25 protein-coding genes, 1 tRNA gene and 1 pseudogene are annotated in these 26,959 nt (G+C 54.9%); 13 read left to right on the plus strand and 14 right to left on the minus strand.

Annotated elements, in window-relative coordinates:
• Positions 1 to 255: 255 nt before the first annotated feature.
• Both msrQ and msrP read right to left on the minus strand, forming a co-directional pair.
• The gene (gene msrQ, locus ACR0CE_RS19720) at positions 256 to 870 is read right to left on the minus strand and encodes a protein-methionine-sulfoxide reductase heme-binding subunit MsrQ (RefSeq protein ID WP_480488067.1); all 615 of its coding nucleotides are present in this window, start codon (positions 868 to 870) and stop codon (positions 256 to 258) included.
• 4 nt (positions 871 to 874) lie between these two features.
• Complete coding sequence (gene msrP / locus ACR0CE_RS19725; RefSeq protein WP_480507268.1) at positions 875 to 1,777, minus strand: protein-methionine-sulfoxide reductase catalytic subunit MsrP; 903 nt, start codon at positions 1,775 to 1,777, stop codon at positions 875 to 877.
• 379 nt (positions 1,778 to 2,156) lie between these two features.
• Between msrP and ACR0CE_RS19730 the strand changes: the two genes are divergently transcribed.
• Both ACR0CE_RS19730 and ACR0CE_RS19735 read left to right on the plus strand, forming a co-directional pair.
• Entirely contained in the window at positions 2,157 to 2,972 is an 816-nt protein-coding gene (locus ACR0CE_RS19730; RefSeq protein ID WP_480833528.1) for a cyclase family protein, read from the plus strand.
• Positions 2,973 to 3,069: 97 nt separating this feature from the next.
• Entirely contained in the window at positions 3,070 to 3,693 is a 624-nt protein-coding gene (locus ACR0CE_RS19735) for a class I SAM-dependent methyltransferase (RefSeq protein WP_480833529.1), read from the plus strand.
• Between the two features lie 52 nt (positions 3,694 to 3,745).
• Here ACR0CE_RS19735 and clpB read toward each other — a convergent pair whose 3' ends face one another.
• Positions 3,746 to 6,364: an ATP-dependent chaperone ClpB gene (gene clpB, locus ACR0CE_RS19740; protein ID WP_480774005.1), complete on the minus strand. Its 2,619-nt coding sequence runs from the start codon at positions 6,362 to 6,364 to the stop codon at positions 3,746 to 3,748.
• Positions 6,365 to 6,489: 125 nt separating this feature from the next.
• Positions 6,490 to 6,807: a hypothetical protein gene (locus tag ACR0CE_RS19745; protein WP_209599181.1), complete on the minus strand. Its 318-nt coding sequence runs from the start codon at positions 6,805 to 6,807 to the stop codon at positions 6,490 to 6,492.
• A 140-nt stretch (positions 6,808 to 6,947) separates the two neighbouring features.
• On the opposite strand from ACR0CE_RS19745, the gene pyrF reads away from it, so the two are divergent.
• Both pyrF and ACR0CE_RS19755 read left to right on the plus strand, forming a co-directional pair.
• Entirely contained in the window at positions 6,948 to 7,652 is a 705-nt protein-coding gene (gene pyrF / locus ACR0CE_RS19750) for an orotidine-5'-phosphate decarboxylase (protein ID WP_480507259.1), read from the plus strand.
• Between the two features lie 350 nt (positions 7,653 to 8,002).
• The gene (locus ACR0CE_RS19755) at positions 8,003 to 9,256 is read left to right on the plus strand and encodes a DNA polymerase IV (protein WP_480833530.1); all 1,254 of its coding nucleotides are present in this window, start codon (positions 8,003 to 8,005) and stop codon (positions 9,254 to 9,256) included.
• Positions 9,257 to 9,258: 2 nt separating this feature from the next.
• On the opposite strand, the gene ACR0CE_RS19760 is transcribed toward ACR0CE_RS19755, so the two are convergent.
• A complete protein-coding gene (locus ACR0CE_RS19760; RefSeq protein ID WP_267365028.1) occupies positions 9,259 to 10,119 on the minus strand; it encodes an N-formylglutamate amidohydrolase in 861 nt (286 codons plus the stop codon).
• A gap of 149 nt (positions 10,120 to 10,268) precedes the next feature.
• Between ACR0CE_RS19760 and ACR0CE_RS19765 the strand changes: the two genes are divergently transcribed.
• Positions 10,269 to 10,343, plus strand: a tRNA-Val gene (locus ACR0CE_RS19765).
• A gap of 90 nt (positions 10,344 to 10,433) precedes the next feature.
• Complete coding sequence (ykgO, locus tag ACR0CE_RS19770; protein ID WP_008755722.1) at positions 10,434 to 10,559, plus strand: type B 50S ribosomal protein L36; 126 nt, start codon at positions 10,434 to 10,436, stop codon at positions 10,557 to 10,559.
• Between the two features lie 64 nt (positions 10,560 to 10,623).
• On the opposite strand, the gene ACR0CE_RS19775 is transcribed toward ykgO, so the two are convergent.
• Positions 10,624 to 10,947 (minus strand): SemiSWEET transporter, encoded by a 324-nt coding sequence (locus ACR0CE_RS19775; protein WP_480474865.1) that lies wholly within the window; start codon positions 10,945 to 10,947, stop codon positions 10,624 to 10,626.
• 281 nt (positions 10,948 to 11,228) lie between these two features.
• On the opposite strand from ACR0CE_RS19775, the gene ACR0CE_RS19780 reads away from it, so the two are divergent.
• From ACR0CE_RS19780 to ACR0CE_RS19790, 3 genes are all read left to right on the plus strand, one after another.
• Positions 11,229 to 12,245 (plus strand): Fe(3+) ABC transporter substrate-binding protein, encoded by a 1,017-nt coding sequence (locus ACR0CE_RS19780; RefSeq protein WP_480474864.1) that lies wholly within the window; start codon positions 11,229 to 11,231, stop codon positions 12,243 to 12,245.
• Positions 12,246 to 12,362: 117 nt separating this feature from the next.
• A complete protein-coding gene (locus ACR0CE_RS19785) occupies positions 12,363 to 12,917 on the plus strand; it encodes a helix-turn-helix domain-containing protein (RefSeq protein ID WP_480483954.1) in 555 nt (184 codons plus the stop codon).
• Positions 12,914 to 13,435, plus strand: coding sequence for an N-acetyltransferase family protein (locus ACR0CE_RS19790; RefSeq protein WP_480483953.1), 522 nt, complete (start codon positions 12,914 to 12,916; stop codon positions 13,433 to 13,435). The genes ACR0CE_RS19785 and ACR0CE_RS19790 overlap by 4 nt, the downstream gene beginning before the upstream one ends.
• Before the next feature lie 16 nt (positions 13,436 to 13,451).
• Here ACR0CE_RS19790 and ACR0CE_RS19795 read toward each other — a convergent pair whose 3' ends face one another.
• On the minus strand, positions 13,452 to 14,252 hold the full coding sequence (locus tag ACR0CE_RS19795) for a phenylalanine 4-monooxygenase (RefSeq protein ID WP_480483952.1): 801 nt from the start codon (positions 14,250 to 14,252) through the stop codon (positions 13,452 to 13,454).
• Between the two features lie 119 nt (positions 14,253 to 14,371).
• On the opposite strand from ACR0CE_RS19795, the gene ACR0CE_RS19800 reads away from it, so the two are divergent.
• A complete protein-coding gene (locus ACR0CE_RS19800; RefSeq protein ID WP_480483951.1) occupies positions 14,372 to 14,830 on the plus strand; it encodes an Lrp/AsnC family transcriptional regulator in 459 nt (152 codons plus the stop codon).
• Positions 14,831 to 14,981: 151 nt separating this feature from the next.
• On the opposite strand, the gene ACR0CE_RS19805 is transcribed toward ACR0CE_RS19800, so the two are convergent.
• The 4 genes from ACR0CE_RS19805 to ACR0CE_RS19820 form a co-directional block, all read right to left on the minus strand.
• Positions 14,982 to 17,774 (minus strand): bifunctional aconitate hydratase 2/2-methylisocitrate dehydratase, encoded by a 2,793-nt coding sequence (locus ACR0CE_RS19805; protein ID WP_480833531.1) that lies wholly within the window; start codon positions 17,772 to 17,774, stop codon positions 14,982 to 14,984.
• A 203-nt stretch (positions 17,775 to 17,977) separates the two neighbouring features.
• Positions 17,978 to 19,315 (minus strand): serine hydrolase domain-containing protein, encoded by a 1,338-nt coding sequence (locus ACR0CE_RS19810; protein ID WP_480833532.1) that lies wholly within the window; start codon positions 19,313 to 19,315, stop codon positions 17,978 to 17,980.
• Between the two features lie 583 nt (positions 19,316 to 19,898).
• Positions 19,899 to 21,005 (minus strand): alkene reductase, encoded by a 1,107-nt coding sequence (locus tag ACR0CE_RS19815; protein ID WP_480833533.1) that lies wholly within the window; start codon positions 21,003 to 21,005, stop codon positions 19,899 to 19,901.
• A gap of 122 nt (positions 21,006 to 21,127) precedes the next feature.
• Positions 21,128 to 21,730, minus strand: a complete 603-nt coding sequence (locus ACR0CE_RS19820) for a TetR/AcrR family transcriptional regulator (RefSeq protein WP_480833534.1) — start codon at positions 21,728 to 21,730, stop codon at positions 21,128 to 21,130.
• Positions 21,731 to 22,344: 614 nt separating this feature from the next.
• Here ACR0CE_RS19820 and ACR0CE_RS19825 point away from each other — a divergent pair.
• Entirely contained in the window at positions 22,345 to 22,713 is a 369-nt protein-coding gene (locus ACR0CE_RS19825) for a hypothetical protein (RefSeq protein ID WP_298855186.1), read from the plus strand.
• Between the two features lie 329 nt (positions 22,714 to 23,042).
• Here ACR0CE_RS19825 and ACR0CE_RS19830 read toward each other — a convergent pair whose 3' ends face one another.
• The 3 genes from ACR0CE_RS19830 to ACR0CE_RS19840 form a co-directional block, all read right to left on the minus strand.
• Positions 23,043 to 23,813, minus strand: coding sequence for a lysophospholipid acyltransferase family protein (locus ACR0CE_RS19830; protein WP_480833535.1), 771 nt, complete (start codon positions 23,811 to 23,813; stop codon positions 23,043 to 23,045).
• A gap of 529 nt (positions 23,814 to 24,342) precedes the next feature.
• Positions 24,343 to 25,113, minus strand: a complete 771-nt coding sequence (locus ACR0CE_RS19835; RefSeq protein WP_480833536.1) for a hypothetical protein — start codon at positions 25,111 to 25,113, stop codon at positions 24,343 to 24,345.
• Between the two features lie 74 nt (positions 25,114 to 25,187).
• Positions 25,188 to 25,703 (minus strand): DUF805 domain-containing protein, encoded by a 516-nt coding sequence (locus tag ACR0CE_RS19840; protein WP_480833537.1) that lies wholly within the window; start codon positions 25,701 to 25,703, stop codon positions 25,188 to 25,190.
• 568 nt (positions 25,704 to 26,271) lie between these two features.
• Here ACR0CE_RS19840 and ACR0CE_RS19845 point away from each other — a divergent pair.
• Both ACR0CE_RS19845 and ACR0CE_RS19850 read left to right on the plus strand, forming a co-directional pair.
• Entirely contained in the window at positions 26,272 to 26,571 is a 300-nt protein-coding gene (locus ACR0CE_RS19845; protein ID WP_170337109.1) for a hypothetical protein, read from the plus strand.
• A gap of 185 nt (positions 26,572 to 26,756) precedes the next feature.
• Positions 26,757 to 26,959 (plus strand): annotated as a pseudogene (locus ACR0CE_RS19850) (hypothetical protein); the annotation flags it as partial.

Genomic DNA, 26,959 nt, shown 5'->3' on the forward strand with positions numbered 1-26,959 from the left:
TCTCAACCGTCTTTCCAGTCCGTCAGGCCAACCTCAGTTGCGCCGGTGAAGGGGGTTCTAAGTATTACTCTCAAAACCCGCAAGCGGAAAAAGCACAAAATCAAAGAAAATTCCTAATCTTAAAAATTATTAATAACTTTCAACCGCTTAACTCCTATCAGCCAAGCGAAATCCCGCCACAATCTTCGGAAACGCAGACGTGGCGCCCTAACCTACCGCCTTACTTTCAACGTTACCCACAGACTCGGCCCCGAGTCAGGCAGAATCTGCTGTGTTGGACTGGAGTGACAGGCTTGGAATCGGCAACCTAAGGGCAAGAAGAATGACGATAGCTGCCAAATAGATCAGCGGCTCGATCTGAAACCCTTTTGCCAGCATCACATAATGCAGGCCGCCCAGCAAAGCGGCCGGGTACACCAGCCAATGCAGCCTGCGCCAACGCGGCCCCAGTCGGCGCACCGACCAGTTGTTGGATGTAGCCGTCAGAGGCAACAGCAAAAGAAACGCCCCCATTCCAACGGTAATATAAGGACGCTTGAGGATATCCGCCCAAATCTGGCTGGGAAGCTGAACGTCCAGAACCAGCCAGACAAGGAGATGCAGGCTGACATATACAAAAGTCAGCACCCCAATGGCCCGACGGAACTTCATCAGGTTCAAGCCCACAAATCGGCGCAAGGATGTGATGGCCAGCCCGGCAATCAGCAACTGTAAAGCCAGTTCGCCATAGCGGTGTTCCAGCGCCTCAATCGGTTCGATTCCCAAACCGCCAGTCAGGCCAAGATAGAACAGCCAGGGCGCGGGCAGCGCGCCCATCAGATAAACGGCCCATACCGGAATACGCCGGAGTGTCTGATTGATGGCCTGCATGATTCTAGTAATTCCTGGCCAGATCCATACCTTCATAAAGGCTGGCGACCTCTTCTTCATAACCGTTGAACATCAGCGTCGGTTTGCGCGAGGCAAACAGGCCGCCGCCGATTTCACGTTCGGAGGCTTGCGACCAGCGCGGATGATCCACGTTCGGGTTTACATTACTATAAAACCCGTATTCTCGCGAATTGGCCATATTCCAACTGGTGGGCGGCTCTTCTTCAGTAAGCGTGATCCGAACAATCGACTTGATCGATTTGAACCCGTATTTCCACGGCACGACCAGACGCAAAGGCGCGCCGTTCTGATTTGGAATCGGCTTGTCATAGATACCAGTGGCCATGATCGTCAGCGGATGCATCGCCTCGTCCAGGCGCAAACCCTCGCGATAGGGCCATTCCAGAATGGGATAGCGCGTTCCTGGCATCTCATCCGGGCGGTGGGCCGTTTCGAACGCCACGTATTTCGCGCCCTCTTTCACCCCCGCCATGTTCAGAAGATCGACCAGTTCGAACCCGTTCCATGGTACGACCATCGACCAGGCTTCAACGCAACGGAAGCGATAGATGCGTTCTTCGATCGTCATCTCGGACAGGATGTCCTTGAAATCATACTCACCAGGACGATCAACCAGACCGTCAATCTTTACGCTCCAGGGTTCGGTCACCAGCGTATGCGCATATTTCGCCGGGTCATCTTTTCCGGTCCCGAACTCATAATAATTGTTGTAACTCGTGATCTCATCCCAGGTGTTCGGCTCCAGCGCATCCTGCGCCGCAGCTGGTTGGCCCATTGCCGCCACACCAACACCCGCCATCCCGACCATGACCTGCCGCCGGTTCAGGAACGCCGCCCGTGGCGTTACGTCGGCATGTGTCAATGTATTGGTCCAGCGATGCGCCATCTAGGTCTCCGTCGTATTTGTTTGTCATAACAGACTTAGGGTGCTGATAGCACAGACCCATGGAAACAGGCGTCACGTTTGAGCGACGTGATTGTAACGTTCCGAGTGGCGACAGGCCCAGACAGGCGGATTGTGCCGCGCTCTGCCCGCTTTCAGCGGTTGTCGCGACCTGAGCCAACTCTCAGTGCTCGAACATTTCGTTGGGGATATACGGTTCACTCAGAGCTGGCTCTGAACGGAGGACAACAGCCGGGTTGTCTGCCTGCAGTCTTTACAACTGCGGGTCCAAAACTGCACTCTGTCAGACAGGCACCATACGCGATCAACAGTGTGGCGGGCCTGTTTTTGCAGCCGCGTGGCCGCAATGGGAGGACGAAAAATGTGTGATATCTGTGTAATGAACGCCGTAAAAGACAGGATGCTGTCCCGGCGCGGGTTCTTCAAAGCCGCGGCGGCATCGGGTGTTGCGGCTGCCGCAACCGGGGCTATGGCACCGGCCGCACTGGCCGCGGGGCATGGCGGTGTCCAAGACATGACCCACACGCTAAGCCCGGAGTTCCCGACCTGGGGCGGAGAGCCGGGTATCTCGGCCGAACAGGCATTCAATTTCGCGGAACACGGATTCAATCTGTTCAATTTGTCGATCAATGAGCATACGGGCACGCATATAGATGCCCCGCTGCACTTTTCTGCGGATGGGGCTTCGGTCGATGAAATCCCGGTCTCATATCTGGTTGCACCACTTTGCGTGGTCGATATCGCTGCCCGCGCAGCAGAAGACGCCGATACGCGTTTAACCCCTGATGACCTGAAAGCCTGGATAGCCGCCAATGGCGATATACCAGACGGCGCTTGTGTCGCCATGCACTCTGGGTGGGCTGGCAAAACGGCAACGGACGCGTTCCGCAATTTCGACGGTGAAGCGCAGCATTACCCGGGCTTTCACGTTGAAGCTGCGCAGATGCTGATGGAAGAAACCGGCGCGCGGTCAATTGCCGTTGACACCTTGTCACTGGATCACGGCATGTCTGCGGATTTCGCCACCCATTATGCCTGGTTGCCATCCGGCCGGTTCGGGATCGAATGCCTGGCCAATCTGGATCAGGTACCCGCGTCAGGCGCAACACTTGTTATTGGCGCACCGAAACACGCAGGCGGCACCGGAGGTCCGGCGCGGATACTTGCGCTGATCTGATGAAACTGACGTTTGGCGAAACTGGCCCGCTTTCTTCAGTGGGTCAGTTTCCATCTGCGCATTCCATGAGTGGTAGGCACTGAGAGCAAGCCAGCCAATGGGCAAGACCAAGTCTGACACCACACGGCGCTATGATACCGCTGCACCAAAATGGCGGGATAAGATGCGTGCTCTTGGTTATTACGATGCGTATCTTGGTTTTCTGTCAGCAAATCAGCTCGCGACAGAGCATAACAGTCGGGTTGTTGATATCGGTGCCGGGACGGCCTCGTTTGCAGAAGCCTGGGTTGCTACTCATGGATCATCTGCCGAAGTAACCCTTCTCGAACCCAGTCAAGCCATGTTGAAACACGGTCAAAGCGCGTTACAGGCGCGGGGTATCGAGCCAAGACTTGTGCAGGGCTTGTTAGGGTCTGTCGTTCTGGAACCTGCTGATGTGGCACTGGCTGCGCATGTCATCGAACATTGCCCCGATCCGTTGCGCGCACTTGAGAAAATTCACGATATGATGCGCCCTGGCGGTCGTTTGTATCTGGTGGTGTCAAAGCCGCATTGGTGCAATGCAATCATCTGGCTGCAATGGCGCCATCGCACATTCGGCAGAGAAGAAATTCTGGGACTATTGCACAAAGCTGGCTTTGAATGCGAAAGCGAGTACTCATTCCCCGCAGGCCCACCATCCCGGACAAGCCGGGGAATTTTGGCGCGTCGAAGAGCGTAGATGCAGACAAAAAAGACCCGCCAATGCGGCGGGTCTTCCGTTTGTGCCTAAATCAATGCACCACTGCATCATCCGGGCGGGGCCGTTCCGACGTCCCCAACCGGTCACCGATGATCAGGCCATCAGCCCCGGCGGTGACCGGAACAACCTCACCATCCTTGATCTCACCGGCCAGCAGCGCTTCGGCCAGCGGGTTCTGCAGGGCGCGCTGAATCACGCGTTTCAGCGGGCGGGCTCCGAAGACAGGGTCATAGCCTTCATTGGCCAGCCATTCCTTGGCACCATCGTCCAGAGCCAGTTCGATCTTGCGGGCCGCCAGGCGCTTTTGCAGACGCGCCATCTGGATATCGACGATGCCATCCATATCGGCCCGCTTGAGGCGGTCAAAGATGATCGTTTCGTCCAGACGGTTCAGGAACTCGGGCCGGAAATGTGCCCGCACCGCATCCATCACGTCACGGCGTGCCTGCGCACTGTCCGCGCCATCGGGCAACTGGCTGAGCGCCTGAGACCCAAGGTTCGACGTCAGGATGATCAGCGTCTGCTTGAAGTCCACGGTGCGGCCCTGACCATCGGTCAGAACGCCATCATCCAGAACCTGCAACAGCACGTTGAACACATCCGGGTGCGCCTTTTCGACCTCGTCAAACAGCACGACCTGATAAGGCCTGCGCCGCACGGCTTCGGTCAGCACACCGCCTTCGTCATAACCGACATAGCCCGGAGGAGCCCCGATCAGACGAGCAACAGCGTGTTTTTCCATGAACTCGGACATGTCGATACGCACCATCGCGTTATCGTCGTCGAACAGGAAATTCGCCACGGCCTTGGTCAGCTCGGTCTTACCCACGCCGGTCGGCCCGAGGAACAGGAACGATCCCAACGGGCGGCCTTCGTCATTCAGACCCGCACGCGCACGGCGCACGGCGTTGGCGACGGCAGTCACCGCTGCATCCTGACCGATCACGCGGGAATGCAGAGCGTCTTCCATCCGCAGCAGTTTCTCGCGTTCGCCTTCTAGCATTTTCGAGGTCGGGATACCGGTCCAACGCTCGACCACCGAAGCGATCTGTTCCGGGCGCACCGTTTCCTCAGCCATCATGGCGTTGCTTTCGGCGTTTTCGGCCTCGGTCAGCTTTTTCTCAAGTTCGGGGATGACGCCGTAAGACAGCTCACCTGCCTTCGCCAGATTGCCTTCACGCTTGGCGATCTCCAGATCAGCCCGCGCTTTGTCGAGCTGTTCCTTCAGGTCACGGGCACCCGCCAGTTTATCGCGTTCGGCCTGCCATTGTGCTGTCATCTCGGCGGATCGTTCCTGCAAATCGGCCAGGTCCTTTTGCAAGGTTTCCAGACGATCTTTCGAGGCCGCGTCATCTTCAAGCTTCAGCGCCTCTTCCTCGATCTGCATCTGCAGGATGTTCCGGTCGAGTTGATCGAGTTCCTCGGGCTTGCTGTCGACCTCCATCCGCAGACGCGATGCCGCCTCGTCGACAAGGTCGATGGCTTTGTCGGGCAGAAAGCGGTCAGTGATATAGCGGTGCGACAGGGTCGCCGCTGAAACAAGCGCTGAATCCGAGATACGCACACCGTGGTGCAGTTCGTACTTTTCCTTGATGCCGCGCAGGATGCTGATCGTATCTTCGACCGTCGGCTCCTGTACCATTACAGGCTGGAACCGGCGCGCAAGGGCCGCGTCTTTTTCCACGTATTTGCGGTACTCGTCCAGCGTGGTCGCACCAATACAATGCAACTCGCCCCGGGCAAGCGCAGGCTTGATCAGGTTGGCCGCATCCATTGCACCATCAGACTTCCCGGCACCGACCAACGTGTGCATCTCGTCGATGAACAGGATGATTTCACCCGCAGCTTCAGTCACTTCGGTCAGAACGGCCTTGAGGCGTTCTTCGAACTCACCACGGTATTTCGCACCAGCAATCAACGCGCCCATGTCGAGCGCCAGCAGCTTCTTGTCCTTCAGCGATTCCGGCACATCGCCGTTAACGATGCGCAGGGCCATGCCCTCGGCAATCGCGGTCTTACCGACGCCGGGTTCACCGATCAGAACCGGGTTGTTCTTGGTGCGACGCGACAGAACCTGCATCGAGCGGCGGATTTCTTCATCCCGACCGATGATCGGATCAATTTTGCCTTCGGCCGCAGCCTCGGTCAGGTCACGTGCGTATTTCTTGAGCGCGTCATAACCTTCTTCCGCCGACGCGCTGTCAGCGGTGCGACCCTTGCGAATGTCGTTGATCGCCTCATTCAGCTTTTGCGCTGATACGGCTCCGGCGTCCAATGCATCCTTGGCCTTGGACTTCACCATGCACAGCGCCATCAACACGCGTTCGACCGGCACGAAACTGTCGCCCGCCTTTGATGCCAACTTTGCAGCCTCGTCCAGTACTTTGGCGGTCTGGCCGTCCATGTAGATCTGGCTCGCGTCGCCGCTGACCTTGGGGATTTTCCCCATCGCGGTGTCCAGCGCTTCAACCACGCGGTTCGGGGCCCCACCCGCGCGCGTGATCAGGTTGCTGGCCAACCCCTGATCGTCATCCATCAGTGCTTTGAGTATATGCGTAGGCTCCAGCCTCTGGTGCCCCTCGCGCAGCGCAATGGTTTGCGCTGCCTGCACGAATCCCCGTGCCCGCTCGGTGAACTTGTTCAAGTCCATGATATTCTCCTTTTCCAAGCGCCCCGTTTTGACATGCCCGCCTGGCAGCACATGTCGGTCGAAGCCTCACATTCAATCTGGGAAATATCTTCGGTGGTTCAAGAGGCTAAAACACAGAAATCGACCTATTCGCGCTGGATGGTATAGACTGAATAACCACCGGTCTCGGCGACCTGAACGGCACCCAGATCATTCACCAAAGATTGGGCTGCCGCACTTCCCGTCGGGCAAGAAACCAGATCTGCCGTATGGTCCAGGAAATTGCCGGTAAACGCCGTTTCACCAGTAAGTTGACACCAATCATCCTCGGACCTGTAACCACCAACCAAACGCAAATCGTCATTGGTCGGCACAGGTGCAGCCCCTGTATCCGTCTCCTCGGGCGGCGTTTCATTACATGCGGCCAGTGCAATCAACGCGCCCAACAAAACCAGCTTTTTCATTTGTCGCCCCTTATTTTGAATTCGAGTTTTCAATACAGAGCACGATAACACGAATTGAAGCTGCCTGCGCAGCTTAGCAGATGGACAGAGCGGCCCGAAGCCGATAGGACGCAGACGTTTGCCAAAAAGGAGCGCCCCCCATGTCTGATGACCGCCTGATCGTAGCCCTTGATGTTCCCAACGCTCTGCAAGGGTTGGCCATGGCCGAACGGTTGGGGGATAGCGTTTCATTCTACAAAATCGGGCTGGGTATGCTGACCGGTGGTGGGCTGGCATTGGCCAACGAACTGAAACAAGATCACGGCAAGCGCATCTTCCTGGACATGAAGTTGTTCGACATTGGCAATACAGTTGAGAATGCCGTGCGGGGATTGGCGCAATTCGATCTGGATTTTCTGACCGTGCATGGTGACCCTCATGTGGTGCGCGCCGCCAAAGAAGGTGCTGCGGGTAAAGACCTGAAGATCCTCGCCGTAACCATCCTGACCTCGCTGAACCGCGACGATCTGGACGCAAGTCTTTTGAAACCTGGTGATGTGCAGGATTTGGTTGTCGAACGCGCGGCCAAGGCCTTTGAAGCCGGGGCTGATGGCGTTATCGCCAGCCCGCAAGAGGCCGCCCTGATCCGGGCTCTGCCACAGGCTGAAGGGCGTCTGATCGTAACCCCTGGTGTGCGCCCGGCTGGCGCAGCGCTTGGTGACCAGAAACGTGTAGCATCCCCTGCAAGCGCTATTCAGGATGGCGCTGATCATATCGTTGTCGGCCGCCCGATTTATCAGGCAAAAGACCCAAAAGCCGCTGCTGAGGCCGTTCTTTCCGAACTAAATTCTCTCAAGGTGTGCTAAGACCACTTGGCCTTTTCAGGTGGGTTTTGCGTTGGGTTTTCCGCGCAACAAGTTGACCTTAGGTCACTTTTTGACGAAACCGCGCCAAATCGTCTCTGTGCCAGAAAACACACATTCAAAACCCGAGTTTTCTCGGCACAACCTTCATCCTATCGAAACCAAGGGTTTTCAGAGATTCTGAAGGGGAAATACTCCCCAACGAACCGCTTCTTCCTGAGGTTCGTTACTTCCCCCCGCGATGTGCGGGGGGTCTTCTTTCCAAATCACCCCATGTCAGCAGGGCCTTTGATCCAGGATCACAGGTGATATAAAGAACGTCCAAGCCAACTGCGGAACGCATGAGGACGCAGATGCCCGGTCTTTGCCGAGATTGCCTGACCACATTGTCAAACGAACAACGCTGTACTGCCTGTGGCAGTCCGCGGGTAAAGACACACCCGGAACTGTTTGACTTGTCGATTGCCCATATGGATTGTGACGCCTTCTATGCCTCGGTTGAAAAACGTGACAACCCGGAACTGGCGGACAAACCGGTTATCATTGGCGGCGGCAAGCGCGGCGTTGTTTCAACTGCCTGCTACGTTGCCCGTATTCGCGGCGTCCGGTCGGCTATGCCCATGTTCAAGGCCCTGCAACTCTGCCCCGAAGCCGTCGTGATCAAGCCCCGCATGTCCGTCTACGCTGAGGTGTCGCGCGACATCCGCGCGATGATGGATGAATTGACACCCGTGGTCGAACCCCTGTCGCTGGACGAAGCCTTCATGGACCTGTCGGGAACCGAACGTCTGCATGGCGCGCCGCCGGCCGTCATGCTGGCGCGTCTGGTCAAGCGCATGAAGGATGAAATCGGTGTCACCGGCTCTATCGGATTAAGTCACAACAAATTTTTGGCCAAGGTCGCTTCGGATCTCGACAAACCGCGCGGATTTTCAGTGATTGGCAAGGCGGAAACGGCAGAGTTTCTGAATGACAAACCCGTACGGTTGATCTGGGGCATTGGCCCGGCTGCGCAAGAAGCGCTGGACAAGGCAGGGATCAGAACTTTCAGTGATTTGCTGCGTTGGGATCAGGAAGCGCTGACCGCGCGGTTCGGCTCAATGGGATATCGCCTGTGGCACTTGGCTCGGGGTCAGGACAAGCGACGCGTATCGGCGCATGAGCCGATGAAATCCATCAGCAACGAGACGACATTTTTCGAAGATACGTCGAGCCTTGATATTCTGGACGGTCATTTGTGGCGGATGGCCTTGAAAGTGTCGGACCGCGCCAAGGCAAAGGATCTGGCTGGTCGGGTTATCACGTTGAAACTGAAGAAAGCCAATCACAAGATCCTGACGCGGCGCGTATCCTTGCGGGATGCGACACAGATTGCCGACCGGATTTACCGCACGGCCCGGGGCCTGTTCGATCAGGTTGGCGATCAGGGGCCATATCGTTTGTTGGGCTGTGGTTTGTCCGACCTTTGCCCGGCTGATCAGGCGGATATTTCCGGCGACTTGCTGGATCCGGATGCTGCCCGCAGATCCAAGGCCGAACGGGCCACGGACGAGATTCGCCAGCGGTTCGGGGCCGAAGCAATCATGAAGGGCCGTGCGCTGCGCTGAAGCTACTCCGCCGCCAGACGCTCTGGGCTCGCACCCAGGCTGGAAATCTCGCGAACCACCTGCCTGAGCAGCTTCGAGAACGCCATGAAATTGGCATTGGGCGCGATTTTTTCTTCGTCCATGTACAAAGCGCGATCGATCTCGATCTGTACAGCGTGCTGCTGGCGACCGGGACGACCATAGGTTTGCGTCACATATGCTCCGGCAAAAGGCGCATTGCGTGCCACGTTGAGACCCGCTGCCGCGAAAGCGGCTTCAATGATATCGACGACCTCTGACGACGCGGACGCGCCAAACCGGTCGCCCAGCACGATCTCGGGCCGCCTTCCGCGCGCAGTGCCCGCCATGGCCACCGCCTCGTGCGGCATCGAGTGGCAGTCCACCAGAATTGCCTGTCCGAACATCTCGTGTGATTCGGCCAGCAGGGATTTCAACCGCGCATGATAAGGGCGCCAATAGGTGTCGATGCGCAGCCGCGCTTCGTCCATGGTAAGTTTGCCGCGATAGATTGCCCGACCGTTGGCAACTACGCGGGGAATCACCCCCAGCCCTGACGCGACCCTTGGATTATGCCCGTGCCTGCGGGCACCGCTGATCAAGGCCGGGTCAAGCTCATCCAGACTGCGGTTCAAATCCAGATAGGCGCGTGGCATGGCCGCCTTGATCAAAGGGGCACCGTTTTCCGCAGCCGGCGCGAACAACTGATCAACAAAGGCGTCTTCTGAGGATCGAATCACGCTCCGGTTCAACACGGACCGGTTCAGAAATGCCTCAGGATACTCCCGCCCGCTGTGTGGCGATGAAAAAACCACGCACGAGGTGCGGTTTTCGGGCATATCCAATACATAGGCTGCGCTTTGCATGATCCCTCCGTGTTCGTAATCAACATAGACCGGAAAAATTGTTCTTCCAAACCCCTTGAACCCATTTGCGACTCCTTTTATAGACCCCGCTACCGGCGCGGGGATCCGCGCCCCATTTCGTTATGGGGCAAGGCACGCAAAGGGAACGTGGGCGGTTAGCTCAGCGGTAGAGCACTTCGTTGACATCGAAGGGGTCACAAGTTCGATCCTTGTACCGCCCACCATGATTTCACTGTTCCGGTTTTCCGGGACACCCGAGTAACCCAGGCGCTGGCCACGTCCTTGATGAAGGCGCCGCAGATTGGAGACAGACCATGAAGGTCAAGAACTCGCTCCGCTCGCTCAAGAACCGGCACCGCGACTGCCGGATTGTGCGTCGCAAAGGCCGCGTCTACGTGATCAACAAGACGCAGCGCAAGTTCAAAGCTCGTCAGGGCTAAGAACTGCACATCACTGCTTAAAGAAACCGCACCTTCGAGTGCGGTTTTTTTGTTCTACCCGCGCCTAAAATGTAATCCCTGCATGGATCAGAATGCCCACGACCATAAGAAAGTTCAGAACCATCGAAATCCCGTTGCCGACATAGATTGGAAGCTTTCCAACAACCAAGCCGTAAGCAAACCAAAGCAGGGACAAGGCGGTATATAGAGACCACGACAACAAGGACTGTCCCGAGGCATGGTGCGAATGCGTCAAATACAGCTTCACGAGCTGTGGCAGTGTGGCAAAAGGACCAACCACGCCAACAAAAACCATGAACCCTTCAAAGCGCGACATCCAATGGCCAAGGTTAGATTTCTCCAATTTTTCAGCCAGTGTTTCGGGCATATCTCACGTTCTTCCTTTAAGTGAATAAGACGGCATGTTCTTTTTCTCGGACAATCTGTCTTGCCAAAATATCCGCTAGAAGCGCTTGGACCAAGTCCCTCGACCACGTTACCACCAACCTTCCCCCCTCGTATGCCTTCAGAGCATCGCATATTGAACGTCACAGCGACCTTTTGACCAAGTAAATCAGTCGGATTTACTTGCATCCCGCCCAGAATCGTATAATTGAGAAAATCAGTCGGATTAATGACCGACCCGAAATTCAATTGTTGAGGCACACAATGCTGAAATCCACGACCTGCCTGGCCGCCGCACTGTCGGCTCTGATCGCAACCTCTGCCGCCGCCGAGGGCGAACTGAACCTCTATTCGTCGCGCCACTATGACACCGACGAACGGCTGTATACCGACTTTGAAGACGCAACCGGCATCAAGATCAACAGGATCGAAGGCAAAGCGGATGAACTGATTGCCCGGATGGAAGCGGAAGGCGCGAACTCACCTGCCGACGTGATGCTGACCGTGGACACGTCGCGTCTGGCGCGGGCCAAGAATGCAGGTGTCCTCCAATCAATCGACAGCGCTACACTGGAAGAGCGCATTCCCACCAACCTGCAGGACAGCGACAATCAGTGGTTTGGTTTCTCGCAACGCGGTCGGATCATCTTTTTCGACAAGGAAAACGTGACCAACCCGCCGGCCACCTACGCTGATCTGGCCAAACCGGAATACAAGGGAATGGTCTGTATCCGGTCTTCGACCAACACCTACAACCAGACCCTGCTGGCATCGATCATCACACATGAAGGCACTGAGGCCGCCAAGTCCTGGGCCGAGGGTGTAGTCGCCAACATGGCGCGTGACCCGCAGGGCGGTGACACCGACCAGTTGCGCGGCATCGTTTCGGGCGAGTGTGACATCGCGGTTTCGAACACCTACTATTTCGCGCGCTCCATTCGCACAGACGTCAAAGGCTTGTCCGCAGACCGCGATATGATCGGCTGGGTCTTCCCGAACCAGGACAGCTATGGCGCGCATATGAATCTATCCGGTGGTGGGGTCGCCGCGCACGCACCCAACAAGGAAAACGCGATCCTGTTCCTTGAGTATCTGGCCAGCGATCAGGCGCAGAAATACTTCTCGGCGGGAAATGACGAGTTTCCGGCAGTTCCAAATGTCGAACTGGCCGAGTCGGTCAAGGCGTTGGGTGAATTCAAGGCAGACGACGTGAACCTTTCAGACGTTGCAAAGAACATCCCCGAAGCGCAGAAGATCTTTAACGAAGTTGGCTGGAAGTAATCCTTCTTGGCTCTGACTTCTTGAATAGGATGCGGATTGTCCGCATCCTTTTTCGTTGATATGTGATGTTTATTTGTATATTTTCTCGTATATGAGAAAATTTTTCAATATGATGTAATGCCTGACACCCTGTCAAACCGCCTCGCCAATCGCCTGAGCGAACTGCGCCGCGGGCGTGGTTGGTCTTTGGATTACCTTGCCGAACACAGCAGGATCAGCCGCGCCACCTTGTCCCGTATGGAAAAAGGGGATGTCAGCCCAACAGCCGACAATCTAGGCCGTCTGTGCGCTGTATACGATCTGCCGATCTCACGCCTGCTGATGATGGTTGAAGACAGCTTTGACCCCAAGGTTCCATTCGAACGCCAGACCGAGTGGCGCGACCCCGAAACCGGCTTCACCCGCCGTGCTGTTTCACCACTTGCAAATGGATTGAACGCCGAGGTTCTGGAATGCCACCTGCCCCGGGACACGGTCATTACCTACGAAGTGCCACCTAAATCGGGGCAAGAGCATCATCTGATCTTAATGGACGGCGCGCTTACTCTGACGGTTGATGGAACTCCCCACGCGCTGAACGCCGGGGATTGCCTGCGCTACCATCTGTCGGGACCGACCCGGTTTGAAACAGGGGCGTCGCGTGGCGCACGTTACCTGCTGGTGCTTATATGATCACGCGCCTGACCGAGAACGATTTTGACGCCGCGCTGGATGACCTGGCTGAAATCCTGCATGCCTGTGTTCATGATGGGGCCAGCATAGGTTTCATACTTCCGTTTACCCTGAACGATGCGCGTGCGTACTGGCAACAAAACGTACAGCCCAGTCTCAGGTCTGGTAAGCTGGACTTGTTCGTTTCGTATGACGGTCCCCGCATTGCAGGCACCGTTCAACTAATCCCGGCCGCAATGCCCAACCAACCCCACCGCGCCGACGTGGCGAAACTTCTGGTCCACCTCAACGCCAGACGGCGGGGATTAGGCCGATCCCTGATGAATGCGCTTGTTCTTCGGGCGCGAGAGGTGGGGCGCACGATGCTCGTACTTGATACGCGCAGCACCGATCCCTCGCGGCTGCTTTATCAAAGCCTCGGGTTTCAAATCGCGGGGGAAATACCGAATTACTGCCGGAACCCATTTGAACCAAAATTCGAGTCCACAACCTATATGTACAAAAACCTTGACGCTTGAAAAGACGCGGCCCCTGCTACTCGGCGGCGGTTACCTTTTCGGGAAACTTGTTCGGCAACAGCCCAAGGCGGCGCGCACAACGAACATCTGCCAGCAGGTTCCGTTCGGCGGCCTCAAACAACTCTTCAGGGTCATCCAGAACAAAATACCCCATCTGATGCATATCGATCCGGTAGGGTGTTCGTAGAATCGTCAGAACGTCAAACGGGTCACGATCGGGTATGTCGCTGGTCACGGCATAGACCAGTTCTGTCGGCGACGACGCCAACCCTGAACCCAACGCCTTGATCTGACCGTTCTGGCGGCGCAGGCCAAACTCGATCGAAAACCAGTAGAGCCTGATCAACCAGGCATAATCCGCGTCATCTGCCTGCTTTCCGGCTAGCCCGATGGCGTGGCTGAACGCGGCAAAACGTGGATCACTTAACAACGGTGTATGTCCGAATATCTCATGAAAGATATCCGGCTCTTCGATATAGTCGAAATCTTCCCGAGAGCGGATGAAAGAGGCGGCCGGAAAAACCCGATCCGCAAGCATCCCGAAAAATGTCTTGAACCCGATCAGCGCCGGAACCGGCTGCACCCGCCAGCCGGTCAGGTCCAGCAACCGTTTCGAAATTTCCGCACAAGATGGCACTTTGGTCTTCGGCAGGTCCAGCCGCACCAAACCGCTTAGGTATTCCGGTGCCATATAGCGCCGAACATTTTCTTCCTGTGCCGCGTAAAGATCAGCCCAGACCGCATTCTCTTCGTCTGTGTAGGTAATGTGGCCATGTTCATCCGCCAGTTTGGCGACATACTTCGTCGATTTGGGCATCAGCATCCTCCTGCATGAGATCAGGATACCTCAACTCACATGGAGAATTTGTTTTGATATTCTGAGTATCGCCCGTATTATGAACGAAACATTCCGAGATATTGCCATTTGCGGGTCAAATGCTTCACCCTGCCGACATTGATATTTTGCGAGAGCTTCAGGCCAGTGGACGCCTGTCTATGCAGGAACTGGCCGACCGGACCGGGTTGTCGACCTCGCAATGTTGGCGCCGCGTCCGTGACCTTGAATCGTCCGGGGTGGTTTCAGGGTATCGCGCGCAGGTTTCTGCCAAGGCTGTTGGCCTGAATGCCATTGCCTATGTCCACGTCGCGCTGAAGGACCATCAGGAGAACAGCATCTCGGCGTTTCTTCGTCTGGTCGAGACCGAGCCGCAAATCGTCGAGTGCGCCTCGATCACCGGGGATCACGACTTTATCCTGAAGGTTTACGCCAAAACCCCCGAGGATCTTGAAGTCTTTATCATGCAGCGCCTGTTGAAATCAGGGCTGGTCCGCGACACCCGCAGCAACTTTGTGCTTCGCCAGACCAAGACCCGCGGCCCTTTACCCATTCTTTGACAGGGTCCGACGAAACGGAACCTGAGCGGATGTGTCAGGTGCATAACCCATCCTTGCTAAGACGAGGTGTCGAAAGGCTGGGAGTGTCGTTCAATTGGAAAAGCCCGGCCACCGCTTATTGGCGACCGGGCCTACAAGTTACAAAACGTCTTCAGAAGTGAGCCGATTTCGCGGTCGCGGGCTTTTCCATCGGCGGCGCGAACTTGGTCAAGTCGATCCCCTTTACCGCCGACTTGTATTCCTCGGCGGTTGGGGTCCGGCCCAATATGGCCGAGAGTACGACAACCGGTGTCGACGCAAGCAGGGACTCACCCTTTTTCTCATCCGAGTCTTCAACAACACGACCCTGGAACAGGCGCGTGGATGTCGCCAGAACGGTATCGCCTTTTGCAGCCTTTTCTTGGTTCCCCATGCAAAGGTTACAGCCGGGCCGCTCAAGGTACAGGATATTTTCGTATTCCGTGCGTGCCTTGTTTTTCGGAAACAGATCGTCGAATTCAAAGCCCGAGTATTTCTGAAGAATGCTCCACTCGCCTTCTTCTTTCAGCTCATCGATGATGTTGTAGGTCGGTGCTGCGACAACCAGCGGGGCCTTGAATTCGACAGTGCCCTGTTCCTCTTCAAGGTTCTTAAGCATCTGCGAGACGATAATCAGATCGCCTTTGTGCACCATGCACGACCCGACAAAGCCCAGATCGACCTTCTTTTCACCCTTGTAGTAGGAAACCGGGCGGATAGTGTCGTGGGTGTAACGCTTTGATACGTCAGCGTTGTTCACATCCGGGTCGGCTATCATCGGTTCGTCGATCTCATCCAGATCAACGACGAGCTCGGCAAAATACTTGGCGTTTTCATCGGGTTTCAGGGCCGGCTTTTCACCCGACCTGATCTCCGCTATCCGCGCATTCGCCTTGTCGATCAGACCTTGCAGCGTCTGGGCTTCGTTTTCCATACCCTTGTCGATCATGATCTGGATGCGGCCTTTGGCGATTTCCAGAGATTCAATCAGCGTGTCATCTTCGGAAATACAGATCGACGCCTTGGCCTTCATCTCGGCCGTCCAGTCGGTAAAGGTAAACGCCTGATCCGCCAGCAAGGTGCCGATATGAACTTCGATGATCCGGCCCTGGAAGACATTGTCACCGAATGTCTTTAACATCTGCGACTGGGTGGCGTGAACCACATCGCGGAAATCCATATGGCCTGCCATCTGGCCTTTGAAGGTCACCTTAACCGATTCAGGGATCGGCATCGTGGCTTCACCGGTGGCCAGCGCCAGCGCAACGGTGCCCGAATCCGCGCCAAACGCTACGCCCTTGGACATGCGGGTGTGCGAGTCGCCGCCAATGATGATGGCCCAGTCGTCCACGGTGATGTCGTTCAGCACCTTGTGGATTACGTCTGTCATCGAATGGTAAACACCCTTGGGATCACGCGCAGTGATCAGGCCAAAGTTGTTCATGAATTTCATCAGTTTAGGAATGTTCGCCTGCGCCTTTGCGTCCCAAACCGACGCTGTGTGGCACCCGGACTGATATGCGCCATCAACGATGGGCGAGATCACGGTCGCCGCCATAGCTTCCAGCTCCTGCGCGGTCATCAGGCCAGTGGTGTCTTGCGACCCAACGATATTGACCTTAACCCGAGCATCCGAACCCGCGTGCAGAACCTTTCCGTCAGCCACGCCAACCGCGTTTTTGTTGAAGATCTTCTCGACAGCTGTCAGGCCCTGACCCTCGTGCGAGATTTCCTTGGACGGAGCAAATGCAGATTCCAGCGCAACGCCAAGGGTTTCTGCCGCAAATGTCTGCAGCTTCTTCCCAAAGACAATCGCGTAAGAGCCGCCAGCCTTGATGAATTCGACCTTTTGCGGCGTGAAGGACGACGATACATCGACAAGCTCTTTATCGCCTGCTTCATTGTAAAGCTTCTTGTCCTTTGTGTTGATGGTCAGAACGGTTCCGGTCTCGACCGAGTATTTCTGTTCAAGGACAGGACTTTCGTCGTTGTTCAGGATCGGGTTGCCGTCATCGTCCAGCTTTTTGACCCAGTTCTTCAGGTCAATACCGATACCTCCGGTCACACCAACGGTGGTCAGGAAGATCGGTGAGATTCCGTTTGTTCCCGCGACAACTGGTGCGATGTTCACAAAAGGAACATAAGGGCTGGCTTGCGTTCCGGTCCACAAGGCGACGTTGTTGACACCGGACATGCGCGACGACCCGACGCCCATGGTCCCTTTTTCGGCGACCAGCATAACGCGTTTGTCCGGGTGTTGTTTCTGCAAATCCTGAATCTCGGCCTGCGCCGCCGGTGTGATCATGCATTTGCCATGCAATTCCCGATCCGCACGAGAATGCGCCTGATTACCGGGCGACAGAAGGTCGGTGGAAATGTCTCCTTCGGCCGCGACATAGGTCACAACCTTGATTTCCTCTTCAATGTCAGGCAGCCGGGTAAAGAACTCGGCCTTGGCATAGCTTTCCAGAATGTCCTTTGCGATCGCGTTTCCGGCCTCAAAAGCAGACTTGAGGCGCTGGGTATCCGCATCATACAGGAACACCTGCGTTTTCAGCACCTCTGCCGCCTGATTTGCGATCGACGCATCATCGCCCAGCGCCAGATCCAGCAGAACCTCGACCGAGGGGCCGCCTTTCATATGTGACAGCAGCTCGAACGCGAAGGCCTGCGAGATTTCTTCGACCGAGGCTTCACCCAATACGATCTCTTTCAGGAACCGTGCCTTTTCACCAGCAGCGCTGGTTGTCCCCGGCAGCGTGTTATAGATGAAATAGGTCAAAGACTCGGCGCGGTGAACGTTGTCGACATCCTTGATTTGCTCGATGATTTCCTGAAGCAGCACACCGTCTTCAATGGGTTTGGGGTGCAAACCTTGCTCTTTGCGCGTCTCAATCTCGTTCAGGTATTCTGTATATAGGCTCATGACGGTTCCGACCATTTAGCTGGTGCGCTGGCGGGTAACAAACCAGCGCCTTAATTTTGTATGCCGCGGTATACTAAATGCCTACAACTTGCAAGACACTCTCCTGCGACCCTGTGTCCTGATCGAGGATGTATTTGTCGAAATACTTGCCAGTCAGGCGTGATCTGTCTGTCGCGGCCAACAGGTTTTTGCACCCTGGCACGCTAGCTTCCGGATGCGGAAATCAGTTCCTTGGCCAGCGGCAAGGATGAGTAACCCAGCCGGGATGGCGTCAATCCCAATCGCACAATCACCATATCATGAGAGGGGAAAATACCGATGGACTGACCATCATGCCCCTGCAACCAGACGGCATCTTCAAAAGGTGGCAAATCTCCGGGTGCTTCCAGCCAAAGGTGGCCCTTGGCGTATTTGCCATCCGAAGCATCAACCGGTTCGAACATCCAGTCCACATAACCTTCTGGTAATATCCGAGAGCCCTTCCAAACCCCTTTCTGCAGCAAAAGCTGCCCGTACCGGGCCCAGTCACGCGCCGTCGCATACATATAACTGGACCCGATGAAGGTATCGCTGACATCCGTCTCGATAACCGCCGATGTAATGCCAATCGGCGCAAATAGCGCGTTGTGCGGATAGCTCAGCCCACCGTCGCCCAACTTGTCCTGCCAAACCCGAGACAGCATCGTGGACGTGCCCGAGGAATAGTTGAAGTCCGTTCCAATACTGGATTCAGCAACGCGCCCGGCAGCAAATTCGGCCATACCGTCACGAAGATACAGCATGCGTGTTACGTCTGAAACGTCGCCGTATTCCTCATCCCATTGCAGCCCGCTTGTCATCGCCAGCATATCAGCCACGGTAATGTTGCGCCTTGCGTCGTCGACCCAATCGGGAAAGCTGTCGACAAGCGTATCTGACAAGCTCATTTGACCCGCTTCAATCAAGGTGCCGATCAACCCGGCCGTAACTGTCTTGGTCATGGACCAGCCCAGTAACGGGGTATCCGCATCAAACCCATCTGCGTACCGTTCAGCAATGATGCGCCCGTTTCGAACCACCACAACTGCGCGAAATCCTTCACCCACCAAACTGTCATTCGACAGTACATTCTGAAGCTTCGGGTCTTGGGACAAGGCAACGTCATTCCCGTTTGGCCATAGTCCTGCTGGCAGCGGATCAGGCGCGGAAAGTGTCTGGTTGCTCAGATCAGCCTCATGAACATTTGTGCAGCCAAGCCCCTGACGAAACTGCGATGTCGCGGGTGCAAAAAACCGGAAGATCCGCGCTTTCGCAGTCTGCGCTTCCCGATCCACCTCTATTGAGATTTGCCCCAGCAGAGGGTGGCCGGGTGCTTGCACGTCCACAGCCAGAACTTCGTCAGGATCCCGTCCAGCAATGAAAACGTTCGAACAGACAATCTTGGCAGCGTAGTTGGTTCCAACCTTCAAAAGATCCGGGGGTGCGAACCAAAGGTAGCCAATCAAAGCTACCCCGCCCAGAACCACCGCACTGCCGGTCATTTTTAGTACTTTGCTGAACATCCGCCGCAACCATTCCTGCCGCTACCTCGCCAGGCAAAGGTTAGAAGCAACCGAGCAGGCTTTACCACAGTTTCGTTACGTCGACTGATAGGTCAGAGCCCGCACGTTGAAGCATGGCCAGTGCCATCCAAGATGCACATCGCTCGATCAGCAATTGCACAGATCGACTTCAGCCCCAAACAGGTAGCACGTCGGTCTTTACACCGTGTAGGGGCGCTCATAACGCTGCATCCCCGCCATTGATTTTACTCACAAAAATTGAAGACATTCGCCCAAAATATTGCGCGCCATTTGCGCATAAGTTTGCACGATTTGCCCATAAGAATGCGCTGTTCGAGAAACGCGTTCAATTGATGGTAGTCACCGCACATCTTCTTCAACTAAAACCGGGCGCCTCTCAATCAAAAGTGCATTCTGATTGGAAATATTCAACCGTGATCATAGGGAAGCAGTTCATTCGTAGGCTTGTGTTAGATCCCGGCTTTAAGAAAGGATATTGCCGTAACCGCGAGGTGAGCGCGTCCAAATCGGCGCGCTCACTCTATTTTATTTTGCCTGTCACTACGGAGGCTAGAGCGATGTATTACTCTGCGGCAACCGCTTCCTCTGCTAGTGCCGGGTAATCGGTGTACCCTTTTTCATTGCCGCCGTAGAGGGTAGTTGGATCGAGCTCATTCAGAGCGGCGCCTTTCTCCAACCGGTTGACAAAATCAGGGTTGGAAATAAACGGCCGGCCAAAGGCCACCAGATCGACGGCTCCGGTTTCAACCGCTTCAACCGCCATTTCCCGGTCATAAGCGTTGTTGCCCATTTTCGCACCGTCAAACAATTCATAGAGCGCCTTTAGATCGCCACCTTCCGGAATATCGCGCGGGCCGCCGGTCTGTCCTTCCACGAGATGGAGATAGGCCAACCCATAGCTATTCAACAATTTGATCGCATGGGAGAACGTCGCCTGCGGGTCGCTGTCGGAGATGTTGTTGGCGTCCGAGAACGGGCTGAGGCGAACACCAACGCGGTCGGCGCCCCACACGTCGACAACTGCGTCCATGACCTCTTTCAGGAACCGTGCTCTATTCTCGACAGGACCGCCGTATGCGTCTTCACGCTTGTTGGATTCGTCCCGCAGGAATTGATCGATAAGGTATCCGTTGGCTGCGTGGACCTCGACACCGTCGAAACCGGCCTCTTTGGCGTTTTCCGCGGCCCTCCGGTAGTCCGCAACGATGCCAGCAATTTCTTCGATGGCCAGAGCCCGCGGTTCGGATGTTTCAACAAACTGCTCACCATCAAACGTCTTGGCCTTAGCTCCAATTGCGGATGGTGCAACAGGGGCGCCACCATCCTGCTGCAAGCTGTAATGCGAAATCCGGCCCACATGCCAAAGCTGGATTACAATCTTCCCGTCCTTGGCATGGACGGCCTCAGTCACTTTTTTCCAGCCGTCGATCTGCGCTTCGGAATAAATGCCGGGCGTCCAGGCATAGCCCTTGCCTTGGGGCGAGATTTGCGAAGCCTCCGTGATGATCAGACCTGCACCCGCCCGCTGGGCGTAGTACTTGGCCTGCAATTCATGGACACTGTCATCCTCGGCTCTTGCCCGGTTGCGGGTCAATGGCGCCATGACTATGCGATTTTTCAGCTCGATTGCACCAGCTTTGATGCCGGAGAACAGTTTTTCATCAGCCATTGCTGCTTCCTTCTTTGGTAAACTTCGTTCAGATATTATTGGACCAATCAGTCCAATATTAGGGTCACTGTCTTTAGATTGAGTTTGTTTTAGGTTTCATTTCTTTATGGCGGCGGGAGGCCTTATGGCGAAATCACCAACCGGGCTTGTTTCAGGGTTTGCGATATCTGCTCAGCGGGAACGCCCGCCTTGCGCAAGGCTAGTGTTCCGATTGCAAGGGACGCAAAGGCGCGTGCCTTGTTGAGGGCCTGTCCCGGATCCGAAGGCTCAAGCGCTCTCGCAATAATCTCGTCAATATTCTTCAAATGCTGCCGCCCGAGAGCCGCCACTTCATCATCATGAGGAGCAAGTTCCGTCAGGCAGTTGATAAGCATGCAGCCATCACGGCCGCCTTGCGGGTTCGCCAAAGCTTCCATTATCGCACCAACAGGGTCATCTCCGCCCGCGTCAGCAACGTCACGCAGCGCTTTCAAACCACGCCTTGAATAGTGGCTGAGGGCTTTATGAAACAAAGCCTGCTTGTTGCCGAACGCTCCATAGAAGCTGGACCGACTCAAACCCATGGCCTTGGTCAGATCATCCACGGACGCGGTCTCGTAGCCCTTGTGCCAAAATACGCACAAGGCTTTTTCCAATGCCTCAGCTTCGTCAAAGGCACGAGGTCTACCTGGACCTGCGGAAGATTTGATGTCGCCGTTTGGGAGAGTTTTTTTGCTCATGCGCATGATTTGGAATGATTGGTCCAGAATTTCAAGGTGGCGGTAGGGAATTTTTGGAATGGTCAGTCCGTATTATGACCAGAGAAAGGAATTTAGGTCGGTAGAAATACAAAACCTCCCCATCCCGCTTGGTGTCACGCTAATCTTAGGATCAGGACTGTTTGTCTTTTTGCGGGAGTGTCAGACGACGAGGATCGTGATCGTAGAAAAGAGAGCCCGCGCTCGGTACTAGTTTCCAACACTGGACAGAATGACTGGCGGCTTTGTCCAACGCGCTGATGTTGATCACCAACAAACCGGAGATTGGTTCGGTAGATTCATGGCCAATGCCCTCAGCTTGTGAGGATTAATACTCCAATGAGTAACAAAGCCAAGAATTCAGAACTGGATTTACGAGCATTAGAACGGCGGGTCATCGCAAGCAAACCAACAATAATTTCAGCGCGTTAGGCAAAAAAACGAGGTTAGCTGAAGTTTAATTTGCCCAATGTGAACTTCTTAACTTTGGCTAGAACGGTTTTTTGGCAGTATCGTTTCATGAGTTGTTAGTGAGTTCAGTGAGTAAGTAGATGTATTTGCATAATTTCGAGGGGCATTGTTGCGCGGTCAATGACATCCGGATGGATGATTTTGCGCGAGAGTATCCGTTGCTGGACGATGTAGGCGTGCACGCACAATGGCAGAAGGGCTCCTGGCAGATCACGCGGATAGCCGACATCTGGACACGAACCGGGAAGGTACTTTCTTTACCTTACAAAGGAGCCAACGCCTATCCATCTTTCCAGTTTGCTCAGGATGGAACCCCGCTTCCTTTGATGGAAAAAGTGTTGAAAGCCCTGCCACGTGAAATGACCCCGTGGCAATGCGCGTTCTGGTTAACCTCACCCAAACTGGAACTCGGAGGGGAAAGCCCGGCAAATCGCATTCAGATCGGCGATGATTGCATAGTCGGTATCGCAGGCGATGCTGGTGGTCTGATGGCAGCTTAGTGTTAGCTTTTGGTCACTCATAAGTCGTACAGCATCTGGCAAATTCATGTCTCCCCTGCTTTTTCTGCCTCCGGCAAGAATCGCGAGATCAGGGCACTTAATTGTCCATTCTCTTCTGAGAATTCAGAGACAATACCAAGCAGCCCATCCATAAATACGAATGGCCAAGAGCATACTGAAATACGGGTACTAACTAGGTCTTCGAATATCGATTCTCGTTGGAGAAAATCCCACCAACAAGTACAACTGCTCTGCAAATCTGTTATCTGCCGCTACGCGTAGCGGAAACTCAACAAACTCGGTTTCTGCATATTTCTGTCAAACAGACTTCACCGCTCAAATACAGCCATCATCTGCCTGCGCAATCGCGCCAGATCCTCATCCACACTAGCGGTAGGATCGCACGTAAATGTTGGCAAAGCCTCCACACGGATCGTCCCGCTGCGCGGTAAATGTTTGCCGCGTGGAAGTAGACTATCGCTGTCGTGGATGACAATAGGGGTGATCGTGCGGCCGGTTTCTCGGGCGACTAATACAGCACCCGCCTTAAAGTCCCCTAGCGATTCTGTTTTGGCCCGGGTGCCTTCTGGGAATAGCACAATGGAACAACGGGCAGGCATTTCCCTGACAGCCTTTGTCAGCGTATCCATGGCCGTTGAACCGGAATCCCGGTTGATAGGGACGAGACCCGCTCCATCAAAACCAGTACGCAGGAGTTTGCTGTTCCAGAACTCTGATTTCGCCGCGAAAGTGAACCATTTGGTGTCGGGCACCACATGCATGAGACTGAAGCCATCGAGATGGCTACGGTGGTTAACCACGATGATGCTGTTGGTGTCGGCGGCGAGGGCATTCTTTTCCTCAGGACGCATCTCGACGCGGATGCTGAGGAGCCACAGCAGGCGGGAACATGACCGTTTCACCAGGCGCCAATACCAACCACGAAACCCTCTGCGCCGAACGCAAAGAAGAGGGGCAAAGGCCACGAAGAGGAAATAAAACAGGCCGACAAGAACCAGTATAGCGCGCTTGATAAGGCGTATTGGCAATGGGTCAATGGCGCGAGTAGCGCGGTCTTGACCGTCAGGTGAAAGGGGCATGACGTCCTCTGATAGGGCCTGTGGCTGGTGCGTAAGCCATGAATAAAGGCCACCGGAGGTCCTCCGGCAGCGCTTTGACATGCGCCACTTGCGAAGGAAGACAGCCACCGCACACCTCTCTATCTGTCGAAGTCAGTACCAGATCAATGAGAAAAGACGACGTAGCGGAATGTATCTTGGTGCTTCAGTCTGACTTGAGTAACAACTGACCGGCCTTGGCATATAATATCGGTAAGAGCCCAAAGTTACATCATCGGTCGAGAGCATCCGCAATTAGTTTGGCAAAGGTTCGGAGCTCGTTGTTCCCCGGATTTGGGATTGGTTTGAAGGTGATTACTTCTTGCTCGATGTAGCGTCGCGAGGTGACATCGTACTTGTCGAGAAGCGGTATCAGATGCGCATGAGCATGGGCGACATCACCACCCGAGAATTGAAATGCCACACGCTTCCTAGACCCGAAACCAGCACCATACCGGAAGCCAAACATTTCATCTGACGCACTACTTTGGCAGCTGGTTGGAAGGAGATATCAATTGCACTGATCATACCTGTAGTCCCCGTATTCCAGCCAGTTTGCCGAGCCTTCGCTAAAAATCAGAAACTCGGACCTGTCCTCCCCAAGGAGGGCGACGACAAATCCGGCGGGCGGCTCAGAGTTTCCGAAGTAACTGTAGGCCGTCATGGCTCTGATCGGCTCGCCATTGACCGCTACTCGCGCGTCCCACTCCCCCTCTGGATTGTCCAAGATTACGGGTTCGATCACGCGCTCTATCGCTCCGCCACCACAATAGACGATGCCTTCGGGCGCTTCGTAGGACGTCTCTTGGCTAACTTCTGAATCGCACGCAGAACGAAGGGACCGAATTGCTGCGCTGGAACCTTTCAAGTCAAAAATTCCGTAGCTGACATCTTGATCAATCATCGACAGATTAACCGATGCATTGGCCGCAAGCTGATCCAGAACAAAACCATAGTCCGGCTGACTATTGAAACTGACCTCGACGGGATAGTTGTCGACGATCTGCACGGCAGCGTTTTCTGCTCCAACCTGAAATGCTCCAACTTCGGTGGTGTCGTTCTTCAAGAAACGAATGGAAAGCCCCTGCTTATCCGCAATGTCCTGGCTGTTCTCGACTCCAGCCGGAGCAAAGCGAATACGGTCACACTGAAGTTCCAGCGTCATGTTTCCTGTCTGAATAAACGCATTGGGGGTGGGCCCGGAGCTGAACGACCACTCCGCTGATGCTGTGGTCGCCACTGCCATCAGTAGCATTCCAATGGAAATGGTTTTGCAGCTCATTTTTTTCTCTCCATTGAGTTACGGTTCGCACTGTCGTTCAGCAGAAGTTCCAGCCAATTGCCCGGACAGCCAGATCAGTAAACAGGTTCGCCGTATTCGTTTGCGCCTTCTTGGGAAGGTCTTGTCAGCCACCAGATCATCAGGATGGACAGAACCAATTGAAGAATTGAGACAACAACGATACCGGTCACACCCAGGACTGCCGCGGGTCCCCGTAATGCATCGGGGTTTTCGGTCCCTTGCTCCAATACCGAAAAGAACGCCACCCCACCCAGCATAACAAATAGCGTTGTAATGCTGAGCGCCATCGGCAGCAGCAAATACCAGCCAGGTCGTCCTGTATCATGCAGCCTTCGCCAACCGGCGGCCAGCATAGGTATGAGAACAGCCAGCTGGAAAACAGAGGACAGGACCCGAGATCCCTGGCCTGTTTCGGGGTTGGTCCCGAATATGATCGTATCCAGCACAGCTAAAGCAGCGCTCGCGAGAACAACGAACAAGAAGAACCACCAGTATTCTGAGCGTAAAGCCCGACCGGAGAACTGGAAGTATTTCGAGAAACACGTTTTAACTGCTTCACCAAATCCCATATTTCACTCCTTTCTTACTTTCTGTGCGGTCTCAAACGCTTTGCCGCTCAGGAGAACGCACTCGCCCCTAAGGATGCTCCCTCTTACCTTTTTGTTTGAAAGCAGAAGCCTATCGCAAGAGAGCGTAAATAATTTTACGCGCGGAAAATATATTGATTTATCAAAAATTAGATTCAAACATGCGAATTCGACACAACTTTATTTTACCTCCGTTGTTGTCGTTGCTGCTCGCTGTGCCGAGCCCTTCCGACTGCTGGAGTGAGTGCTGGCGGTCGGAAGGCACTTTACAATGATTGAGCGCTGGGAGGACGCGATGCTTAGACTTAACGTACTCGCCCTCTGTCCAGAGTTTGCTCTAGCATTTGCTAGTGACGTCATTCGGCCTTCACACGTTATTGTCGGCCCCGATAGTCAACGAAATATCTTCCCGCCGACCAAGCCGCCCGCGGCAAGTTTTGGGAATGGTAGTCACAGGATCAAGGTATGTTCAATTGGCTGCACAGACGCGGGAGCTTCAAACAAGCGCATCCAATTTCACTAATTTCAAGGGAACCAGAGGGAGAAGAAAATGTCTAACAAGATGGTGATGATTGCAGGCGCGACATGTTTCGCACTGCTTGCGGCCTGCGACGATACGAGTACATCAAGCGCGTCCGCCGAGCTCACGCCGGCTCAGCAGGCGTGTTTGCGAGATGTAGCTAACACGACGAACAATTCGCAAGTCGTGGTGCTCTCATCCGCGTTTAGCGAGGCGGGAACACAGGTCACAGTCGGCGTTGGCGAGGATCGTGCTCCTTGGAATTGCATTGCTTACAGTGATGGCGCGACAGCTGGTATCGAGTTCCTGGGCGACGAAGGCGCATTGTGACCTGTCTGCTGCGTAGCTGAAAACGGCTGCGCAGTACCGGTTCGCTCTTCAGAAAGCTCGACTTGGCCTGTCGGATACGCCTTTCAAAGCGTAGCGTGGGCATCCGTTTCGGATCATCGGATGCCTCAATAGACCGATCAGGAGTTTTGTAAACAGAGCGAAACCTCTACGAGAAGGAGTCCTCCATGAGTGCTAGATTAGTCCTTCTGCTTGCTGCCGTCGGCCTCGTGCCAATTGCGTTATCATACGGTCTGATGCCCGGCAGTTCGATCCCAGTTTTGCTGGGTTTTCCTGTGGAATGTCCGTCATCGAATGATTTGGAACACGAGCGTTTGATTGGCTTAGGAGGATCAGGCTCGCCGCAGTTTCAATCTACGCCGCGTTCTGA

Source organism: Ruegeria sp. L11, from assembly GCF_056531755.1.

Coding starts and splice junctions, on each gene's coding strand:
- msrQ (WP_480488067.1), bottom strand. CDS start 870: ATGCAGGCCATCAATCAGACACTCCGGCGTATTCCGGTATGGGCCGTT.
- msrP (WP_480507268.1), bottom strand. CDS start 1,777: ATGGCGCATCGCTGGACCAATACATTGACACATGCCGACGTAACGCCA.
- ACR0CE_RS19730 (WP_480833528.1), top strand. CDS start 2,157: ATGTGTGATATCTGTGTAATGAACGCCGTAAAAGACAGGATGCTGTCC.
- ACR0CE_RS19735 (WP_480833529.1), top strand. CDS start 3,070: ATGGGCAAGACCAAGTCTGACACCACACGGCGCTATGATACCGCTGCA.
- clpB (WP_480774005.1), bottom strand. CDS start 6,364: ATGGACTTGAACAAGTTCACCGAGCGGGCACGGGGATTCGTGCAGGCA.
- ACR0CE_RS19745 (WP_209599181.1), bottom strand. CDS start 6,807: ATGAAAAAGCTGGTTTTGTTGGGCGCGTTGATTGCACTGGCCGCATGT.
- pyrF (WP_480507259.1), top strand. CDS start 6,948: ATGTCTGATGACCGCCTGATCGTAGCCCTTGATGTTCCCAACGCTCTG.
- ACR0CE_RS19755 (WP_480833530.1), top strand. CDS start 8,003: ATGCCCGGTCTTTGCCGAGATTGCCTGACCACATTGTCAAACGAACAA.
- ACR0CE_RS19760 (WP_267365028.1), bottom strand. CDS start 10,119: ATGCAAAGCGCAGCCTATGTATTGGATATGCCCGAAAACCGCACCTCG.
- ykgO (WP_008755722.1), top strand. CDS start 10,434: ATGAAGGTCAAGAACTCGCTCCGCTCGCTCAAGAACCGGCACCGCGAC.
- ACR0CE_RS19775 (WP_480474865.1), bottom strand. CDS start 10,947: ATGCCCGAAACACTGGCTGAAAAATTGGAGAAATCTAACCTTGGCCAT.
- ACR0CE_RS19780 (WP_480474864.1), top strand. CDS start 11,229: ATGCTGAAATCCACGACCTGCCTGGCCGCCGCACTGTCGGCTCTGATC.
- ACR0CE_RS19785 (WP_480483954.1), top strand. CDS start 12,363: ATGCCTGACACCCTGTCAAACCGCCTCGCCAATCGCCTGAGCGAACTG.
- ACR0CE_RS19790 (WP_480483953.1), top strand. CDS start 12,914: ATGATCACGCGCCTGACCGAGAACGATTTTGACGCCGCGCTGGATGAC.
- ACR0CE_RS19795 (WP_480483952.1), bottom strand. CDS start 14,252: ATGCCCAAATCGACGAAGTATGTCGCCAAACTGGCGGATGAACATGGC.
- ACR0CE_RS19800 (WP_480483951.1), top strand. CDS start 14,372: ATGCTTCACCCTGCCGACATTGATATTTTGCGAGAGCTTCAGGCCAGT.
- ACR0CE_RS19805 (WP_480833531.1), bottom strand. CDS start 17,774: ATGAGCCTATATACAGAATACCTGAACGAGATTGAGACGCGCAAAGAG.
- ACR0CE_RS19810 (WP_480833532.1), bottom strand. CDS start 19,315: ATGTTCAGCAAAGTACTAAAAATGACCGGCAGTGCGGTGGTTCTGGGC.
- ACR0CE_RS19815 (WP_480833533.1), bottom strand. CDS start 21,005: ATGGCTGATGAAAAACTGTTCTCCGGCATCAAAGCTGGTGCAATCGAG.
- ACR0CE_RS19820 (WP_480833534.1), bottom strand. CDS start 21,730: ATGCGCATGAGCAAAAAAACTCTCCCAAACGGCGACATCAAATCTTCC.
- ACR0CE_RS19825 (WP_298855186.1), top strand. CDS start 22,345: ATGGATGATTTTGCGCGAGAGTATCCGTTGCTGGACGATGTAGGCGTG.
- ACR0CE_RS19830 (WP_480833535.1), bottom strand. CDS start 23,813: ATGCCCCTTTCACCTGACGGTCAAGACCGCGCTACTCGCGCCATTGAC.
- ACR0CE_RS19835 (WP_480833536.1), bottom strand. CDS start 25,113: ATGAGCTGCAAAACCATTTCCATTGGAATGCTACTGATGGCAGTGGCG.
- ACR0CE_RS19840 (WP_480833537.1), bottom strand. CDS start 25,703: ATGGGATTTGGTGAAGCAGTTAAAACGTGTTTCTCGAAATACTTCCAG.
- ACR0CE_RS19845 (WP_170337109.1), top strand. CDS start 26,272: ATGTCTAACAAGATGGTGATGATTGCAGGCGCGACATGTTTCGCACTG.